This is a genomic window from Nocardia sp. NPDC049149, from assembly GCF_043197455.1.
Lineage (GTDB): Bacteria > Actinomycetota > Actinomycetes > Mycobacteriales > Mycobacteriaceae > Nocardia.
The window spans coordinates 1,124,615-1,145,533 of record NZ_JBICTD010000002.1; the positions used below are offsets into that span (position 1 = coordinate 1,124,615).

Consider the following 20,919-nt stretch of genomic DNA (forward strand, 5'->3'; position numbering starts at 1 on the left):
GGTCGATGCCCGCCAGATCGAACCGCACCGGGAAGATCGCGGTGAACCAGCCGACGGTGCGCGACAGATCGGCACCAGGCACCACCGCTTCTTCACGGCCGTGACCCTCCAACCGGATCAGCGTCGAGGGGTGGTGCTCAGGGGACGGGTGCGCCAGCGCGGAACCCTCCTGGATCCCGAGCTGAGTACGCCATGCCGCGACCGCCACCGTCAAAGCAGTGAGCAAGCCGTCGTTGACACCGCCGTGGAACAGTGCGGGAACCGTGGTCAGCAGGGACTGAGTGACCTCCGCCGACACCTCGACCCGAACGGTCTCGACCGTCGCGGCGACATCGACGGCCGGGTCGAACGCCCGCGCGGACAACAACGGGTCCGGCCCGTCGACCACACCGCGCCAGAACTCCAGCTCCCCTGCACGATCGGCGGCCGCCTGCTCGAGTGCGTGTGCCCAAGTGCGCATGCTCGTCACCGGGGCTTCCAGCTGCGGGCGCTGGCCCACGGCGAGCTGGCCCCAGGCAGCGACGAAGTCCGGCACCAGGACACGCCAGGACACGCCATCCACCACCAGGTGATGCGCGACCACGATCAGGTACCCGGTCCGATCTTCGGCACTGGCCGTGGTGACCGGCTCCAGCCACACGAACCGGATCACCACGCCCGCTTCCGGATCCAACCGATCCAAGGTGGCATCCAATGCCGCCGAAGCGATCTCGACCAGCTCCGCGTCGGACGTGGCGGCATCGAATTCGAGGTGATCGATCAGCGCGTCCACCTCGACCGTGCCGGGTGCGGCGGTCGCCACGCGCCAGCCGTCATCCGCATGCCCGCCGAGCGTGGCGGTCGGTGCGGACAGCCGTGCGCGCAGCACGTCGTGCCGATCGAGCACGGCCTCGACCGTCGCCGCGATGCCCGCCCGGTCGATACCGGCCGGAAGACTGAGCGACACTGCCTGATGGAACCGGCGGAAGGAACCGGGGCGTGCCACCATGAAATGTTCGACCGGGGTCAACGGCCGCACACCGACACCACCGCCGGGCAGTTCGGCCAGTACCGGTACCGAGTCCGACTGTGCTCCTGCGGTTTCCGCGACAACTGCCAGGCCCGCGACGGTGCGCTGCTCGAACACATCACGCGCGGAGAACAACACGCCGCGCGCCTTGGCACGCGATACCAGCTGGATCGAGACGATCGAATCACCGCCGAGGGCGAAGAACGAGTCATCGACACCGACCCGCTCGGCACCGAGTACCTCGGCGAACAGTTCGGCGATGAGCTGCTCGACTGGGTTGCGTGGTGCCCGGTAGGCCACCTCGGTGGTGAACACCGGCTCGGGCAACGCACGACGATCCAACTTGCCGTTGGCGTTGAGCGGCAACTCGTCGAGCACCATGAGCACCGAAGGCACCATGTGCGACTGCAGCCGACCCGCCAGATACGCGCGCAACGCGGCCACGTCCACCACTTGCTGTGCGGCGGGGACGAGGTAGCTGACGAGCTGGTCGGTGCCTGCGTGCGCGTGCACGATGACCACGGCCTGTTTCACCGATTCGTGTGCGGTGAGCGCGGATTCGATCTCACCGAGCTCGATGCGCATGCCGCGCAGCTTCACCTGGAAGTCGGTACGACCCAGATAGGTGATCGCACCATCAGAACCACGACGCACCAGATCACCGGTCCGGTACATGCGCGCGCCGTCGTCACCGTAGGGGGCGGCGACGAACCGGTCCGCGGTCAGCTCCGGGCGTCCGGCATAGCCACGCGCGAGCTGATCACCCGCCAGGTACAGCTCACCCGCGACACCGATCGGCACCGGATGCAACCGTGCGTCGAGTACATAGGCTTGCGCGTTCCACACCGGCTTACCGATCGGAACTGCACCGACAACCCCGGCCGCGGGCGCATGCGTGGCGTGCACGGTGAATTCCGTTGGGCCGTACAGGTTGTACAGCACCGCCGAACTCACCCGCCCGAACGCCGCCGCGGTGTCAGAGGTGAACGCCTCACCAGCCACCAGCACCGCACGCAACGACGACAACGCCGCACCTTCGACCGCACCCGCGAACACCGCCAGCATCGACGGCACGAACGAGGTCATGGTGACCTGCTCCTCGGCGATCACCGTGGCCAGATACTGCGGATCACGATGACCATCCGGCGCGGCCACCACCACACGACCACCAACGACCAACGGGCCGAACAACTCCCACACCGACACATCGAAAGTCACCGGCGTCTTGAACAGGACGATGTCCGCGGCGTCGATGCCGTATTCGCCGGTAATCCACCGGATCTGGTTCACCACCGCCGAGTGCGGCACCAGCACACCCTTCGGCCTACCGGTCGAGCCCGAGGTGAAGATCGCATACGCCGGGTTCGACGGACGCAACGGCGCACACCGATCAGCGTCGGTCAACGGTGTTTGCGGGTAGGCCGACAGGTCGAGCGTGTCCACGACGAGCACGGACTCGCGCGGCGGCAACGCTCCGGCAGCCGCCGACGTGGTCAGCACACACGCCGGATCCGCCGTGGCCAGCACGTATTCGATCCGTTCGGCAGGCTGTTCCAGATCCAGCGGCACATACCCACCGCCTGCCTCGAGGACCGCGTAGATCGCGACCAGCAAATCCAGCGACCTGGGAATACCTACGGCGACAAGGGTTTCCGGACCGACACCCGCCTGCACCAGTCGATGCGCCAACTGATGCACCTTGGCCGCGAACTCGCGATAGGTGAGGGTCTCGCCCGCCACCGGATCAATGACGGCAACCGCGTCCGGAGTGCGTGTCACCTGATCGGCGAACAACTCCACCACAGTCGCGCCAGGACCCAGCTCACGCCAGGACTCGTTCCAGCCGAACAGCTCACGCGCGGTCTCGGCGGCATCCAGCAGCGGAATATCACCGACAGTGATCTCGGCATCAGCAGCAACCGCGGTCAACACCCGAGTCCATTGCCGCAGCATCGCCTCCGCGGTCGACTCATCGAACAGGTCAGTGGCGTAGGTCAAGGTGACCGACATGCCCGCGGACCGGAACGCCGCGTCCTCGGCCGGGATTTCCGACAGCGTGAACTGCAGATCGAAACGCGAGGTCGAGGACTCGACCTCGAGCTCGGAGACGGCCAGCCCCGGCAGTTCCAAGGTGGCACGGTCCAGGTTCTGGAACGCAAGCATCACCTGGAACAGCGGGTTACGGGCCTGCGACCGCTCCGGTGCCAGCAACTCGACCAGCCGCTCGAACGGCACATCCGCGTGACCGAACGCCTCGAGATCATCATGCCGGGCGCGTGCCAGCAACGCGCTGAACGGCTCCGCGAGACCGAGTTGAGTGCGCAGCACCAGAGTGTTGACGAACATGCCGACCAGGTCATCGAGCGCGGCCTCGCCACGTCCCGCGACCGGCGTACCGACCGTGACATCAGCGGCACCGGCCAGCCGGCCGAGCAGCACCGCCAACGCGGCGTGGGTGACCATGAACAGCGAAACACCTTGCGCGCGAGCGAGACCCTCGAGCGCGGCGATCAACTCAACCGGCAACGTCGCCGTCACCGTCGCGCCGCGATACGACGCGATCGCAGGCCGCGGCCGATCAGTCGGCAGCGTCAGTTCCTCGGGGCTGCCCGCCATGGCTTGCTGCCAGTAGGCAACCTGCTTGGCCAGCAACGACTCCGGATCATCCTCCGCGCCGAGGACCTCGCGCTGCCACACCGCGAAATCGGCGTACTGCACCGGCAACGGCGCCCACTCCGGCGCCGCACCCTGAGTACGCGCGACATAGGCGGTCATCACGTCCCGGGCCAGCGGACGCATAGAGAAACCGTCCGCGGCAATGTGATGCACCACCACGACGAGGACATGCTGCATCGCAGAGCGATTCGATGAGGGGTGGCGGTCGGGCGACGGGTGGGCCTCATCGGCCCGTACCTGGAACAGCCTGGCCCGCACCGGCACTCGCTCGGCCACATCGAAACCAGCGTCGACGAAGTCGGTGGCCGCGACGAGCAGCTCATTTTCCGCGATCGGATAGGCGGGCAACTCGACGGCGAGCTGCTCGGCCGGAACAACAACCTGCACCGGGGTGCCGCCGTGCTCGGGATAGCGGGTGCGCAACGACTCGTGCCTGCGCACCACATCCACCAACGCCGATTCCAGTGCGGCGGTATCGAGTTCACCCGTCAACCGGATCGCCAACGGCAGATTGTAAGCCGAGGACGACTTGTCGAACTGGTTCAGGAACCACATGCGCTGCTGCGCGAACGACAACGGCACCAGCTCGCCCGCCGCGCGCGACCGCGCCACCAAGCGCGCACGAGCGCCCTGACCGGTGTGCGACTCCAGCCGCGCGGCCAGCGCCTCCACCGTCGAGGCGTCGAAGAGGACACGCACCCCGATCTGGGTGGACAGCGCCGCGCCGAGCCGAGCCACCACCTGCGTAGCGACCAGGGAGTTACCACCCAGCCCGAAGAAGTCGTCGTCCAGACCGACCCGGTCGACACCGAGCACGTCGGCGAAGATGCCTGCCACAACTTCTTCAGTCGGCGTCACCGGCGCGCGGAACCCGCGCGCCTCGAACACCGGCTCCGGCAACGCCTTCCGGTCCAGCTTGCCCGAGGCGTTGAGCGGGAACGCGGCCAGCACCACGAAGGCCGACGGAATCATGTACGCGGGCAACAGCGCCGCCAACCTGCCGCGCAACGCGGCAATGTCGATCTCCGCGTCAGCGGCAACCAGGTAAGCGACCAGTTGCGCGCCGGTGCGCTCGTCCTCACGCACCACCACGACGGACTGCGCGACCGACTCCTGGGCGATGAGCGCGGACTCGATGTCGCCGAGTTCGATACGCAGACCGCGCACCTTCACCTGGAAGTCGGTGCGCCCCAAGTACTCCAGCTCACCAGTGGCACCGGATTCCTCGCCCGCCGGGGCGATCCAGCGCACGAGGTCACCGGTGCGATACATCCGCGCACCGTCCGCGAACGGGTTGGCCACGAACCGATCCGAGGTCAACTCAGGCTGCCGCACATAACCGCGCGCCAACTGCTCACCCGCCAAATACAACTCACCCGGCACACCCGGCGCGACCGGATGCAAGCGCGAATCCAGCACATAGACCTGGGTGTTGAACACCGGCCGACCGATCGGCACCGACACCGTGTCAGCATCGACGACCTCGCGGAACGTCACGTCGACCGCAGCCTCGGTCGGGCCGTACAGGTTGTGCAACAACGCACCGGTCAACTCACGCAACCGCTGCGCGGTCGGTGCGGGCAACGCCTCACCGGAGGCGAAAACATTACGCAGGCTTGCGCATTCGCCGATCCGGAGATCAGCAACGAACACCGCGAGCATCGACGGCACGAAGTGCGCCGTCGTGATGCCCTCGGCCATGATGAGCTGTGCCAGGTAGGCCGGATCACGATGTCCGTCCGGCTTGGCGACCACGAGCCGCGCGCCGACCTGCAACGGCCAGAAGAACTCCCACACCGAGACGTCGAAGGTGGCAGGCGTCTTCTGCAACACCACATCACTTGCCGTCAGCCCGTATTGGGCGTGCATCCACACCAGCCGGTTCACGATCGCCGCGTGCGATACCGCGACCCCCTTCGGGCGGCCGGTCGAACCGGAGGTGTAAATGACATAGGCCGTGTTCTCCGGCCGCAATGGCGCCAACCGATCCACATCGGTCAACGCAGCGTCGGAGAACTCGGCGAGATCCAGCGTGTCGATCTCCACCCGCCGCACCGTCTCCGGCAGCTCGAGCTCATCCCACGACGTAGTCAGCACACACACCGGCGCCGCGGTATCGAGCACATGCGCGATCCGCTCGACCGGATGATCCGGATCAATCGGCACATACGCACCACCGGCAGCGACCACCGCATACATCGCCACGACCAACTCGGCCGAACGCCGCATACCAAGCGCAACAAGCGATTCCGGACCAACACCGGCCGCGATCAACCACCGCGCAAGCCGTCGCGACTGATCGGCGAACTCGGCATAGGACAGACTCGTCCCCTCGAAGCTCACCGCGATCGCATCCGGCGTCCGCTCCACCTGCGCCTCGAACAACGAGACCAGAGTCGCCGGATCGATCGTGTACCCGGTGGCATTCCACCGGTGCAGCACCAGCGACCGCTCATCGTCCTCGAGCAGATCGATATCACCGATCGCGATATCGGCGTCGGCGACCACCGCCGCCAGCACCCGGTCGAAGCGTCGCGCGAAAGCGGCGATGGTGGAGCGGTCGAACAGATCCTCCGAATAGGAGAACGCAGCCGACATCCCCGCGGGTTCACCCGCGGCGTCCGTCGTTTCCTGCACCATCAGCTGCAGGTCGAACTTCGCCAGACCGGCGTCGTATTCCACGCCACGCGCTGTGAGCCCTGGCAGTTCCAGGCTGGTCTGCTGCAGGTTCTGGAACGACAGCATCACCTGGAACAGCGGGTGCCGAGCCTGCGAGCGCGCCGGGTTGAGCACCTCGACGAGGCGTTCGAACGGCACATCGGCATGCGCGAACGCCTGCAAGTCGGTATCACGAACTCCGGCAAGCAGATCCGCGATGGTGTGCTCGCCACGGACCTGGGTGCGCAGCACCAAGGTGTTGACGAACATGCCGACCAGATCGTCGAGCGCGGCCTCACCACGCCCGGCGACCGGCGTGCCGATCGCGACGTCGTCGGTACCCGACAACCGCCCGAGCAACACCGCGAGCGCGCTGTGCACGACCATGAACAACGACGCGTTGTGCGCACGACCGACCTCGACAAGGCGACGCTGGGTGTCGGCCGAGATCGTGAACGGGTAGGTGCTGCCGCGGTAGCTGGCCACCGCGGGACGCCGCCGGTCCGACGGCAACGCCAGCTCGTCAGGCAGCTCCGCCAATTGCCCGGTCCAGTACCGGATCTGGCTCGAGATCAACGACTCCGGATCGTCTTCCGCACCGAGCACCGCGCGCTGCCAGAGCGCGTAGTCGGCGTACTGCACGGCCAACGGCTGCCAGCCGGGTTCGCCGCCCGCGACGCGGGCGGTGTAGGCGACCATCACGTCCCTGGTCAGCGGTCCCATCGAGAAACCGTCGGCACTGATGTGATGCGCCACCAGCGCGAGCACATGCTCGGTGGGGCTGAGCTCGAACAGCTCGACCCGCAACGGCACCTCGGTGGTGACGTCGAAGGCGGACAGCACCAGCTCGATAAGGCGCTGCGGCAGTTCGCTTTCGGAGACAACAGCCGCCGTCAGCTCGCGGGTGCCGCGGCCGATGGGCGCGATCTCCTGGTACGGCTGCCCGTCCAGCTCGGGGTAAAGGGTGCGCAGTGATTCGTGCCGGTCGATGACATCGCGGACCGCGATCTGCAACGCAACCACGTCCAGCTCACCCGAGAGCCGGATAGCGACCGGGATGTTGTTGACCGCCGACTCGACGTCTGCACTACCGGCGGAGAACCGGTTGAGGAACCACATCCGCTGCTGCGCCAACGACAACGGCACCCGATCGGGACGCTCCTGCGCAACCAGCTCACGGCGCGCTCCGTCGCCGACATGAGATTCGACCCGAGCCGCCAGTCCGGCCACCGTCGACGCCTCGAACAGCATCCGCACCGGCACCGAAGTATCCAGCGCGCTACCCAACCGCGACGCCACCTGGGTCGCGATCAGCGAGTTGCCGCCGAGGGTGAAGAAATCATCATCGACGCCAACACGTTCGACGCCGAGTACCTCGCTGAACACCTGCGCGACGATCTCTTCGATCGGCGTCGACGGCGCACGGAACTGCCGCACCTCGAACACCGGCGCAGGCAACGCCCGACGATCCAACTTCCCCGTCGGCGTCAACGGAACCCGATCGATCACGATGATCGACGACGGCACCATGTAGTTGGGCAGACGCCGTCCCAGATCAGCGGACAACTCCGCGACATCCACCGAATGTCCTGGCACGAGAACGATATACGACACCAGCATCGTCACACCGGTGCTACCGGTATGACCAACGGTCACCGCGAAATCCACGCTCGGATGCGTGGTCAACGCCGCGTCGATCTCCCCGAGTTCGATGCGGAAACCACGCACCTTCACCTGGAAGTCCGAACGACCCACGTACTCGACCGCACCATCGGCAGTCCAGCGCACCACGTCACCGGTGCGATACATCCGCACGCCATCGGCGAACGGGTTCGCCACGAACCGATCAGCGGTCAAGCCGGCACGGTCGAGGTAACCGCGCGCCAACTGAATGCCCGACACATACAGTTCGCCTGCCACGCCCACCGGCACCGGCTGCAACCGCGAATCCAGCACCAATGCCTGCATACCGCGAACCGGACCACCCACGGTCACTCGATCACCCGGCGACAGCGCGTCACTGATATTGCTCGCGATGGTCGACTCGGTCGGACCGTACGCGTTGAAGAACCGCCGTCCGCCCGCGCTCGCCGGATCACCGACGGCAGCGAACTTCGCGATCAGATCGGCCGAAACCGCTTCACCACCGGCGATCACGACCTGCAAACCGGCCAACGCCGCCGGATCCATCGACGCCAGCACCGACGGCGTCAACATCACGTGCGTGACCCGCTCGCCGCGGATCAAATCGGCCAGCTCGGCGCCGCCGTACATCCCCGGCGGCACCACGACCAGCGCGCCGCCGCCACCGACCGCGAGCAGGAACTCCAGGATCGAGGCATCGAAGCTCGGCGAAGCGAAATGCAGTGCCCGAGTGGAACTATCGAGCCCATACCGCTCATTCTGCTCGGCGCGGAAGTTGGCAAGACCGGCGTGCGTGACCACCACGCCCTTGGGCAAGCCTGTCGTGCCGGAGGTGTAGATCACGTATGCCGGATGCTGCGGCAGCAACGGCCGCAGGCGCGCCGAATCCGTTACCGCTGCATCGGAATACGAGTCCAGATCCAGCTCGTCGAGCACCAGCCAGTCCACCGAATCCGGCAGCTGCCCCCGCACCGACGACACCGTCACACCAACCCGGGCACCCGAATCAGACAGCATGTACTCAATACGACCGCTAGGCAGATCAGCAGCAATCGGCAAGAACGCCGCGCCGGACTTCGAGATCGCCCACGTTGCCAAGTACGACAACTCCGAGCGCGGCACCGTCAACGCAACGACATCCTCGGCACCGACACCGCGCTCAATAAGCAACCGCGCCAAACGATTCGAGCGAGAATCCACCTCGCCATACGACAGCGTCGCGAAGCGACTCGATGAGGGGTGGTGGTCGGGCGACGGGTGGGCCAGACTTGTCCCTTCGAACACCACCGCAGGCGCGAGCGGAGCGCCAGAAGCGACCTCCGCCAACAACTCCGGCAACGTCCGCGCAGGCGCAGCAGCGGGTCCACTACGCGCAATCAATTCCGCGCGTTCATCCCCACTCAGAATATCGATGGCGCCCACCGCCACGGACGCGTCGTCGGCGACGGTCTCGAGGACGCGCACCCATCGCTCGGCAATACCGGCAACGGTCGACTCGTCGAACAGATCCGTGGCGTATGTCAAGTCCAAAGTCCAACCGCCGCTGGCGGCTTCGAGCAGGGTGAACTGCAGATCGAACTTCGCCAGCGCGACGTCGAGCTCCTCGGCGCGTACCGCAAGGCCGTCCAGCTCCAGGGTGGGCATTTCCATGTTCTGCACTGCGAGCACCACCTGGAACAGCGGATGCCGCGCCTGCGAACGAGCCGGATTCAACACCTCCACCAGCCGCTCGAACGGCACATCCGCGTGTCCGAACGCCGCGAGATCCGTTTCCCGCACCCGACCGAGGAACTCGGCGAACGGCTCGTCGCCCGCGATCCGCGACCGCAGCACCAACGTGTTGGCGAACATGCCGACCAGATCATCGAGCGCCTGCATGCCACGACCCGCCACCGGGGTACCGATCGCCACATCATCGGAGCCGGACAACTGCGCCAACAACACCGCCAACGCGCCATGCAGCACCATGAACACCGACGCATTGTGCTGACGGCTCAACACGACCAGACGTTGCTGAATGTCAGCAGAGATTTCCGCCGTCACTCGACCGCCGCGGGAACTCGCCACCGGCGGCCGCACCCGATCCACCGGCAACACCAATTCATCGGGCACGTCGGCCAATTCGTCGGCCCAATAGCGAATCTGCTGAGCGATCAACGACTCCGGATCGTCCTCCGAGCCCAACACCTCGCGCTGCCACACCGCGTAATCGGCGTACTGCACCGGCAGCGGCGCCCAGCCCGGCGCCGCGCCCTTGGTGCGCGCGGTGTAGGCGAGCATGACGTCGCGGGCCAGCGGCGCCAAAGACCAACCGTCAGCGGCGATATGGTGCACCACCAGGGCAAGCACGTGCTCCGACGGGCTGAGCCGGAACAGCCGTGCATGCACCGGCGCCTCGGTGGCGACATCGAAACCGGTGGCTGCCAACGTGATCAGCTGCCCCATCAGGGTGGCTTCGGTGACCTGCAGCACGTCCAGATCCGGCACGACCCCGCTCGCGTCGAGCACAACCTGCGCGGGCTCGGCGTCGGTATCGGGGAAGACGGTACGCAGCGACTCGTGTCGCTCGATCACGTCACCGATGGCGGCCTGCAGCGCGGCGACGTCCAGGTCACCGGTCAACCGGATACCGACCGGCAAGTTGTAGATCGCCGAGTCGGTGTCCAGGCGGTTGAGGATCCACATGCGTCGTTGCGCGAACGACAGCGGTATCTGCTCGCCTGCCGCCCGCGGCCGCGCCACCAACCGGGCACGCGCGCTCTGACCGATGTGCGATGCCAGCCGCGCGGCCAACGTCTCCACCGTCGAGGCATCGAACAGCGCCCGCACCGACACATCCACGTCCAACGCCGCACCCAGCCGTGCGGTCACTCGCGTCGCGATCAACGAGTTGCCGCCGAGGGCGAAGAAATCGTCGTCGAGGCCGACCCGGTCCACACCGAGCACGTCGGCGAAGACGCCTGCCACCACTTCTTCGGTCGGCGTCGCGGGCGCACGGAACGCACGCACCTCGAACACCGGCGCAGGCAACGCCTTTCGATCCAACTTGCCGGACGTGTTGAGCGGGAACTCCGCCAACACCACCATCGCCGCGGGCACCATGTACGACGGCAACCGCTCGCCGCCGAACCGCACCAGCTCCGCCGAATCAACCGACAACCCAGGCGCGGCAACCACATACGCCACCAGCTGCTGACCGGTCGCGGTATCGACCACCAGCACCGCCGCCTGCGACACCGCAGGATGCGCGAGCAGCACCGTCTCGATCTCACCGAGCTCGATCCGCTGACCGCGGAACTTCACCTGGAAGTCGGTACGTCCGATGTACTCCAGCGAGCCGGCCGCGTTCCAGCGCACCAGGTCTCCGGTCCGATACATCCGCTCGCCGTCGGCACCGAACGGGTTGGCGACAAACCGGTCGGACGTAAGATCCGGCCGACCGCGGTACTCGCGGGCCAGCTGCCGCCCGGCCAGATACAACTCGCCGTGCACGCCCACCGGCACCGGCCGCAGCCGCGCGTCCAGCACATACATTTCGACGTTCCACTCCGGCACGCCGATCGGCACCGTTGCCGTGTCGGCGGCGGTCACCTCCCACGAGGACACCGAGACCGCCGCCTCGGTCGGACCGTACAGGTTGTGCAGACCCGCCGAGCTGATGGCACGGAATCCGGCGGCGGTCTCCGGCGGCAACGCCTCGCCGATCACGAACACCGCACGCAGTGAGGCACATTGCGGCGCGGTCGCGTGCGCGGCGAACACCGTCAGCATCGACGGCACGAAGTCGGTGACGGTCACGCCGTGGCGCTCGATCATCTCCGCCACATACAACGGATCCCGATGCCCGTCGGGCGAGGCGATGACCAGTTTCGCGCCGACCATCAGCGGCAAGAAGTAGCCCCACAGCGACACATCGAAGGTCGTCGCGGTCTTCTGCAGATACACGTCATCCGAGGCCAACCAGTACTCGTCGAGCATCCACAGCTGCTGATTCACGATCGCGTGGTGGGTCACCGCGACGCCCTTGGGCCTGCCCGTCGAGCCGGAGGTATAGATGACGTACGCCGCGTTCTCCGGCCGCAGCAGCGACAACCGATCCGCGTCGGTCACCGGAGCATCGGAGAAGTCGGACACGTCCACGGTGTCGATCACCACCCGGCGCACCGCCTCCGGCAACGCCAGCGCATCCCCGGAGGTGGTCAGCGCGCACACCGGCGCCGCGGACTCCAGGATGTAGGCGTTGCGCTCGGCCGGATGATCCGGATCGAGCGGCACGTACGCGCCACCGGCCTTCAGCACCGCGTGCATGCCGATCACCAAATCCAGCGACCGCCGCATACCAAGCGCCACAAGAGATTCCGGACCGACACCATCGGCGATCAGGAACCGAGCCAGCTGGTTGACTCGTGCGCCGAACTCCGCGTACGTGAGCGTCTCGCCCTCGAATTCCAGCGCGACACTGTTCGGCGACAACGGAATCTGCGCATCCAGCAGCATGGGCAGAGTCGCGGGCGCGAGCTTGTACCCGGTGGCATTCCACCGGCGCAGCACCAGCGTCCGCTCGTCGTCCTCGAGCAGATCGATATCGCCGATCGCGATATCGGCATCGGCGACCACGGCCGCCAGCACCCGATCGAAGCGCCTGGCGAAATCGGCGATAGTGGACCGGTCGAACAGATCCTCCGAATAGGAGAACGCCGCCGACATCCCCGCGGGCGCACCCGCGGCATCCGACACTTCCTGCATCGTCAATTGCAGATCGAACTTCGCCAGGCCTGGCTCGTAATCCAGACCACGGACCGTCAACCCGGGCAGTTCGAAGGTGCTGTCCGGCAAATTCTGGAACGCCAACATCACCTGGAACAACGGGTGCCGGGCCTGCGAGCGCGCCGGGTTGAGCACCTCGACGAGGCGCTCGAACGGCACATCGGCGTGCGCGAACGCATGCAAGTCGGTATCCCGAACAGCGGCAAGCAGTTCGGCGATGGTGCGCGCACCGCTGACGTTCGTGCGCAACACCAAAGTGTTGACGAACATGCCGACCAGATCGTCGAGCGCGGCCTCACCACGCCCGGCAGCAGGCGTGCCGATCGCGATGTCGTCGGCGCCGGACAACCGCGCGAGCAATATCGCCAGCGCGCTGTGCATGACCATGAACAACGACGCATTGTGCTTGCGACCGATCTCGACCAGGCCGCGCTGGGTCTCGGCCGAGATCACGAACGGATAGCTACCACCGCGGTAGCTGGCCACCGCGGGACGCCGCCGGTCCGACGGCAACGCCAGCTCGTCGGGCAGCTCGGCCAATTGTCCGGTCCAGTACCGGATCTGGCTCGAGATCAACGACTCCGGATCGTCCTCCGAACCCAACACCTCACGCTGCCACAACGCGTAATCCGCGTACTGCACCGGCAGCTCGGTCCACGCCGGGTATTCCCAGAGCGCGCGCGCGGCGTACGCGACCATGATGTCGCGCGCCAGTGGCGTCATGGACCAGCCGTCGGCACTGATGTGGTGCACCACCATGCCGAGCACGTATTCGGATTCGTTGATCTCGAACAGCCGCGCGTGCAGCGGCACTTCGCTGGTGACGTCGAAGGCCAGGGACGCCAGCTCGATCAAATGCTCGAGCAAGGTGGCCTCGGTGACCGGGACCGGTGTCAGGTCCGGAACGATCTGTGCCGCATCCAGAATCACCTGCACCGGACCGGAAGCGGTGTCGGGGAATACCGTGCGCAGCGATTCGTGGCGGTCGATCACATCAATGACAGCAATCTGCAACGCGGCCACGTCCAGCTCACCCGAGAGCCGGATAGCGACCGGGATGTTGTTGACCGCCGACTCGGCGTCTGCACTACCGGCGGAGAACCGGTTGAGGAACCACATCCGCTGCTGCGCCAACGACAACGGCACCCGATCGGGACGCTCCTGCGCCACCAACTCCGGACGCGCCCCATCCCCCGCATGCGACTCGATCCGCGTCGCCAACGCCACCACCGTCGACGCGTCGAACAACATCCGCACCGGCACCGAGGTATCCAGCGCAGCACCCAACCGCGACGCCACCTGAGTAGCAATCAGCGAATTACCGCCAAGGGCGAAGAAATCATCATCCACACCAACACGTTCGACGCCGAGTACCTCGCTGAACACCTGCGCGACGATCTCTTCGATCGGCGTCGACGGCGCACGGAACTGCCGCACCTCGAACACCGGCGCAGGCAACGCCCGACGATCCAACTTCCCCGTCGCAGTCAACGGCACCTGATCAATCACCACCACCGACGACGGCACCATGTAACTCGGCAAACGCCGAGCCAGCGCTGCGGTCAATTCGGCAACGTCAACGGACCACCCCGGTACCCCCACCACATACGACACCAAGACCGTCCCACCGGCTGGCCCCGTATGTCCCACTGTGACAGCGAAATCCACACTCTCATCCGCAGTCAGCGCCGCATCGATCTCGCCGAGTTCGATGCGGAAACCGCGCACCTTCACCTGGAAATCGGAACGACCGACATACTCGACCGCACCATCAGCAGCCCAGCGCACCACGTCACCAGTGCGGTACATGCGCTCGTCGACCGCGAACGGGTTGGCGACGAACCGCTCAGCGGTCAAACCAGCCCGTGCGTGATAACCACGCGCCAACTGCACACCCGACACGTACAACTCACCAGCGACACCCACCGGCACCGGACGCAACCGCGAATCCAACACCAGCGCTTGCATACCCCGGATCGGACCACCGATGGTCACCCGATCACCCGGCCGCAAGGCACCGCTGATGTTGCTGGCAATAGTCGCCTCGGTCGGACCATACGCATTGAAGAATCGACGCCCACCCGCCGAGAACTTCGCAAGCAGATCAGCCGAAACCGCCTCGCCGCCAGCGATGACCACCCGCAAGCCCGCCAACGACGCCGGATCCATCGACGCCAACACCGACGGCGTCAACATCGCGTGTGTCACCCGCTCGGCACGAATCAGATCAGCAAGCTCCGCACCGCCGTAAACCCCTGGCGGCACCACAATCAGAGCGCCGCCCCCGCCGACCGCGAGCAGGAACTCCAAAATCGACGCATCGAAACTCGGTGAAGCGAAATGCAGTGCCCGAGTAGAACTATCGAGCCCATACCGCTCGTTCTGCTCAACCCGGAAGTTCGCCAGACCAGCGTGGGTCAGCACTACACCCTTCGGCTGCCCTGTGGTGCCGGACGTGTAGATCACATACACCGGATGCTCCGCCGACAACGGCCGCACACGATCCGAATCCGTCACTACCGCATCCGAATACCCGCCCAGATCCAACTCGTCGAGGACCAGCCAGTCCACCGAATCCGGCAACTGCCCCCGCACCGACGACACCGTCACACCGACCCGGGCACCCGAATCCGCGAGCATGTACTCGATTCGATCGCTCGGCAGATCCGCGGCAATCGGCAAGAACGCCGCACCCGACTTCGACACACCCCACGTCGCCAAGTACGACAACTCCGAGCGCGGCACCGTCAACGCAACGACATCCTCAGCGCCGACACCGCGCTCGATCAGCAACCGCGCCAAACGATTCGAGCGAGAGTCCACCTCGCCATACGACAGCGTCGCGAAGCGACTCGATGAGGGGTGGTGGTCGGGCGACGGGTGGGCCAGACTTGTCCCCTCGAACACCACAGCAGGCGCGAGCGGATCACTGGAAGCCACTTCAGCCAACAACTCCGGCAACGTCCGCGCAGGCGCAGCGAACAGCCCGACGCGCGTAATCAGGCCGGCGTGCTCGTCGGCGTCGAGGATGCCGATATCGTCCACCGGGATCGCGGCATCGGCGGCGACCGTCTCCAAGACCCGCAGCCATCGCCGCATGATCCGTGTCGCGGTCGTTTCGTCGAACAGATCGGTGGCGTAGGTCAGCGTGAGCGACATTCCGCCGGCGGCCGAGTCGACAGCGGGATTCTCCGATACCGCGAACTGCAGATCGAATTGCGCGACATCGACAGGCAATTCCTCGGCGCGGACCGTCAGACCGTCCAACTCGACGGTCACCCGGTCGAAGTCCTGCACCGACAGCATCACCTGGAACAGCGGATGCCTGGACTGCGACCGGCGCGGGTTGAGCACCTCGACGAGCCGCTCGAACGGCACCTGCGCGTGCGCGAACGCCGACAGGTCGGAGTCCCTTGTGCTGGAAAGGAATTCAGCGAACGACTCGGTCCCGTCGACCTGTGTCCGGAGCACAAGCGTGTTGACGAACATGCCGATCAGATCGTCCAGCGCCGCCTCGCCGCGACCCGCCACGGTGGCGCCCACTGCGATATCGGTGGTACCCGACAACCGGGCCAGCAACACCGCGAGCGCACTGTGCAGCACCATGAACATCGACGCACCCTGCGCCCGGCACACACCGAGCAGGCTGGCATGCAGGTCTGCCGGAATCTCGCCGAAGACCCGCCCGCCCTGGAAGCTCTGCACCGGCGGCCGCGGCCGGTCGGTGGGCAGCTCGAGCTGGTCGGGCAGCTCCGCCAGCGCCGAACGCCAGTACGCGATCTCACGGGCAGCGGTCGACTCGGGATCCTGCTCGGACCCGAGCAGCTCGCGCTGCCACAGCGTGTAGTCCCGGTACTGCACCGGCAGCGGTGTCCAACTCGGTTCCTGCCCAACGGCCCTGACCAGGTATGCCTGCGCCATGTCCCTGGCCAGCGGCCCGAAGGAGAATCCGTCGACGGCGATATGGTGCAGCACGACCGCGACCACAAGCTCCTGGCCACCGGCGATCTCCCAGAGCCGGACCCGGATCGGCACCTCGCGAGTCACGTCGAAGCCGTTGCGCGCGAAATCCAGCAACTGGCCGGGCAACTCGGCTTCGTCGGTACGGCGGACCTCGATGCCGAGATCGATCTCCGACATCGGCAGCACATGCTGATAGCCGCCCCCACCGGACTGGGGAAAGACCGTACGCAGCGATTCCTGCCGCTCGAGCACGTCGGCGAGGGCCACACCGAACGCATCGATGTCGGCCTCGCCGCGCACCCGGACCGCGAAGGGCACGTTGTAGGCAGGCGTGGTCGGATCGAACTGGTTGAGGAACCACATGCGCTGTTGTGCCGGTGACAGCGGAACCTGTTCCGGCAGTTCCCGAGCCACCAGCGGCGCCGCTGCGGCAGGCGCAGCCGTCGCGAGCCGCGCGGCGATACCCGCCACGGTCGGCGCCTCGAACAGCACGCGCACCCCGAGCCGGACGCCGAACGCCGCGGACACCCGCGCCATCACCTGCGTGGCGACCAGGGAGTTGCCACCGAGCTCGAAGAAGTTGTCGTCGATACCGACCAGATCCTGGGACAGCACCTCGGCGAACACGCCTGCGACGATCTCCTCGGAGTTGTCGCGCGGGGGCCGATAGTCGGCGGTCCTGGCCGTGAACACCGGTTGCGGCAGCGCCTGGCGATCCAGTTTCCCGGATGCGTTGAGCGGGAAGGTATCCAGCACCATGATCGAGGCAGGCACCATGTAGGCCGACAGCTGCGTACCGGCGAATCGGGTCGTCTCCACCGGATCGACCACGGATCCCGGCGCGGGCACGACGTAGGCGACCAGTTGCTGCCCGGTGGCGGTGTCGGCGACTAGCACCACGGCTTGACCGATCGCCGGGTGGGCGAGGAGCACGGACTCGATCTCACCGAGTTCGATGCGCTGGCCGCGGAACTTGACCTGGAAGTCGGTGCGGCCCACGTATTCCAGCACGCCGACCGGCTCGGTGCCGACCGGCTGCATTCCGGCACTCGGGTGCGGTGCGGCACCGGCGGGACGCTCGACCCAGCGAACGAGGTCACCGGTGCGATACATGCGCTGCCCCGGCTGAAATGGGTTGGCGACGAACCGATCCGAGGTCAGATCGGGGCGGGCGTAGTAGCTGCGGGCCAATTGCCGTCCACCCAGATACAACTCGCCCTCGGCGCCGATCGCGACCGGACGCAGCCGCGAATCCAGCACGTAGACTTCGACATTCCATTCCGGCACGCCGATCGGCATACTGGCCGTGTCGATGTCGGTGTCGGTGACCTCCCAGTAGGTCACCGACACCGCGGCCTCGGTTGGGCCGTACAAGTTGTGCAGCTCGGCGCCGGTGCGGGTCCGGAAGGTGGCGACGGTCTGTGGCGGCAAGGCCTCACCGATCACGAAAACCGCACGCAGCGTGGCACATTGCTCGGTCGTCGCCTGCGCGGCGAACACGGTGAGCATCGAAGGCACGAAGTCGGTGACGGTGACCGAGTTGCGCTGCATCACCTCCGCGACATACAGCGGGTCACGATGCCCGTCCTGACTGGCCAACACCAGTTTGGCGCCAACGAGCAGCGGTAGGTAGTAGCCCCACACCGACAGGTCGAAGGTGGCCGCCGACTTCTGCAGGTAGACGTCATCAGCGGTGAACCGGTACTCGTTCAGCATCCACAGTTGCTGGTTGACGACGGCGTGGTGGGTGACCGCCACACCCTTCGGCCGCCCGGTGGAACCGGAGGTGAAGATGACGTAGGCGGTGTTCGACGGCCGCAGCGGCGCACGCCGATCCGCATCGGTCACCGGCGCATCGGAGTACGACGACAGATCGATGCCATCGAGGTCGTCGCGCCGCATCGCCGCCGGCAACTCCAGCCGGTACTGAGACAGGCTGAGCACCAGCACCGGTGTGCTGGTTTCCAGCACGTACGCGGTGCGCTCGGCAGGATGGTCCGGGTCGATCGGCACGTAAGCGCCACCGGCGCGCAAGATCGCCTGCATCGCGACGACGAGCTCGAGCGATCGCGGGATAGCCAGTCCGACAAGCGATTCCGGTCCGACGCCGGCGGCGATCAAGTGGCGGGCAAGCCGATTGGCGCTGGCGCCCAGTTCGGCGTAGGTGAGGGTGTCGCCCTCGAAGTCGACGGCGATCCGGTTCGCGGCAGCGGCCACCTGGCCGTCGAGCAGCGCGGTCAGCGTGACGTCGGGCACCTCGTGCGCAGTGTCGTTCCACCGCACCAGAGTTCGGTCGAACTCGTCCCTGGTGGCGATCGGCAGCGCCCACGCGGGCTGCGCACCGTCGGCGGCCAGGAACCGGTCGAAGAATTCCAGGAAGCGCGCGTGGTGGCGGCGGGTCTCGTCGTCGGTGTAGTTGTCCGGGTTGGTCTGCAAATCGATGTGGGTACGCGCACCGCCCTGCGAGCGGTAGAAGTTGATCGCCAGATCGGCGACCGCGCCCGTCGCCAGCACATGCATGTGACCGGTGGCCGGTCCGAGCACGACCTCGTCGTGGAACAGCATGATGTTGACCAGCGGTCCGAAGAACCCCGCGTCGATGTGGGCCGTTCCGGATTCGCCTGCCGCGACCCGGCGAATATCCTCGTGCCGGTACCGCTGATGGCGCAGCGCGCCGGACACCGCGACGGTGACCTGCTTCAGCAACTCGGCGACGCTCGTCTCGGGACGCACTGTCAGCCGCAGCGGCACGATGTTGGAGGCCACACCGCCTGCTCGGCGCATCCCCACCGTGGTGCGGGCCGTCACCGGCAGGCTGAGGGTCACATCCTCGTTGCCGGTCCACTGCGCCAGGTAGGCCGCTGTTGCCGCGATCAGCAGCGCCGCAGGCGTCGAATCATGCCGGGTGCCTGCCGTTTCCAGCAGTTGGTCCTGGTCCGGCGACAGCGCAGCATTGCATGTCTGCAGGAGCAGCCCTGCCGACACGGACCGGGTGGACAGGCTGTTGCCCGACCCTTCGAGTCCGGCGATCTGCGCCAGCCAATACTGCTCATCGGTCTGGAACCGCCTGCTCTCGCGGTAGTCGATTTCGGCCTGCACCAGTTCGGGCAGGCCCGCAGGCTGGGACGCTGGCGCCTCGGTACCGGTGATCGCCGCGGTGTACAGCTCGCTGATGCGTTTGACGAAGGTGCCCGCACTGAATCCGTCGAGGACGATGTGGTGCGCGCGCAGGTACCAGAACCAGCGGTCCGGTGCCAGCTGCAGGGTGGCGATCCTGATCAAACGGTCGGTCAACAGGTCGAGCGGGCGGCCGTACTCGGCCCGCATCCACGCCTGCGCCGCCGCCTCGGGGTCGGCCTCGTCGCGTAGATCGAGGTAGAGCACGTCGTCACTGTCGGGGATGGTCTGGTCGATGTACTGCATCGGCTCACCGTCCCGTTCGGTGATCGCCAGGAAGCCCGAGCCAAGCTCGTGCGACGCGTCGATGCACGCCTGGCGCAGCGCCTTGCGATCCAGATCGCCGCGCAGTTCGACGTACTGGGCGATGTTGATCGGCGTCCGCGGGTCCAGGTGCTGGGCATACCAGATGCCGAGCTGCGCAGGCGATAGCGGGAAGAGAGCTTCCGCCGAACGCGGCGCACCGACCACGTTCTCCCGCTTGCCGCTACCCTCGAAATCCACCCGATCCACCCTTACCCTCACATCTGCAGCGCTCAGTGAGCGCGGTCAACGGTTCTTGCCAGTATTCGGACGTGCGGCGCACGCCGACATATGTGTCAACATAAGTTCAGCCTGCGGTTCAGCACGGTCGCCAGCGAGGCGGCCCCCTCCGCACCGAGGTTTTCGTCGATGTATGGCTTGGTGAACACTCCGGGAATCCCACAGCCGCAACCTGCCGCGGCACGCCTGCCCGGCGACACCGGAACTCCGAGATGAGGACCACGGTCGCCTGCCTCGCGCGAGCGGACACGGCCCCCCTTTCGATCACAGCGTCCAGGTACAAGTACAAATAGGTAGGATGTCTCAGCGGCCAGGGTGATTACATCGCCGCACAGGGTGAGGTACGGATGCGCGCGCGCAGTCCCCGCTCCCGCGACGGCCGAAGCCATCAGCACTGGTCAGCGCCGTTGCCGCGAACGCGACAAGCCGGGCATCACCGACGGCGACGCGGCCGCCGCAGACAAATCACCTCGCCGGGGTGA

At 66.5% G+C, this 20,919-nt stretch carries 1 protein-coding gene (running past one end of the window); it reads right to left on the minus strand.

Features of this window, described 5'->3' with window-relative positions:
• On the minus strand, positions 1 to 20,398 hold the 5' portion of the coding sequence (locus tag ACGFNJ_RS10870) for a non-ribosomal peptide synthase/polyketide synthase (protein WP_393445855.1). It extends 17,222 nt beyond the left edge of the window; the window shows 20,398 of its 37,620 coding nt (coding positions 1-20,398); the start codon lies at positions 20,396 to 20,398; the stop codon falls past the left edge of the window.
• Positions 20,399 to 20,919: the final 521 nt, after the last annotated feature.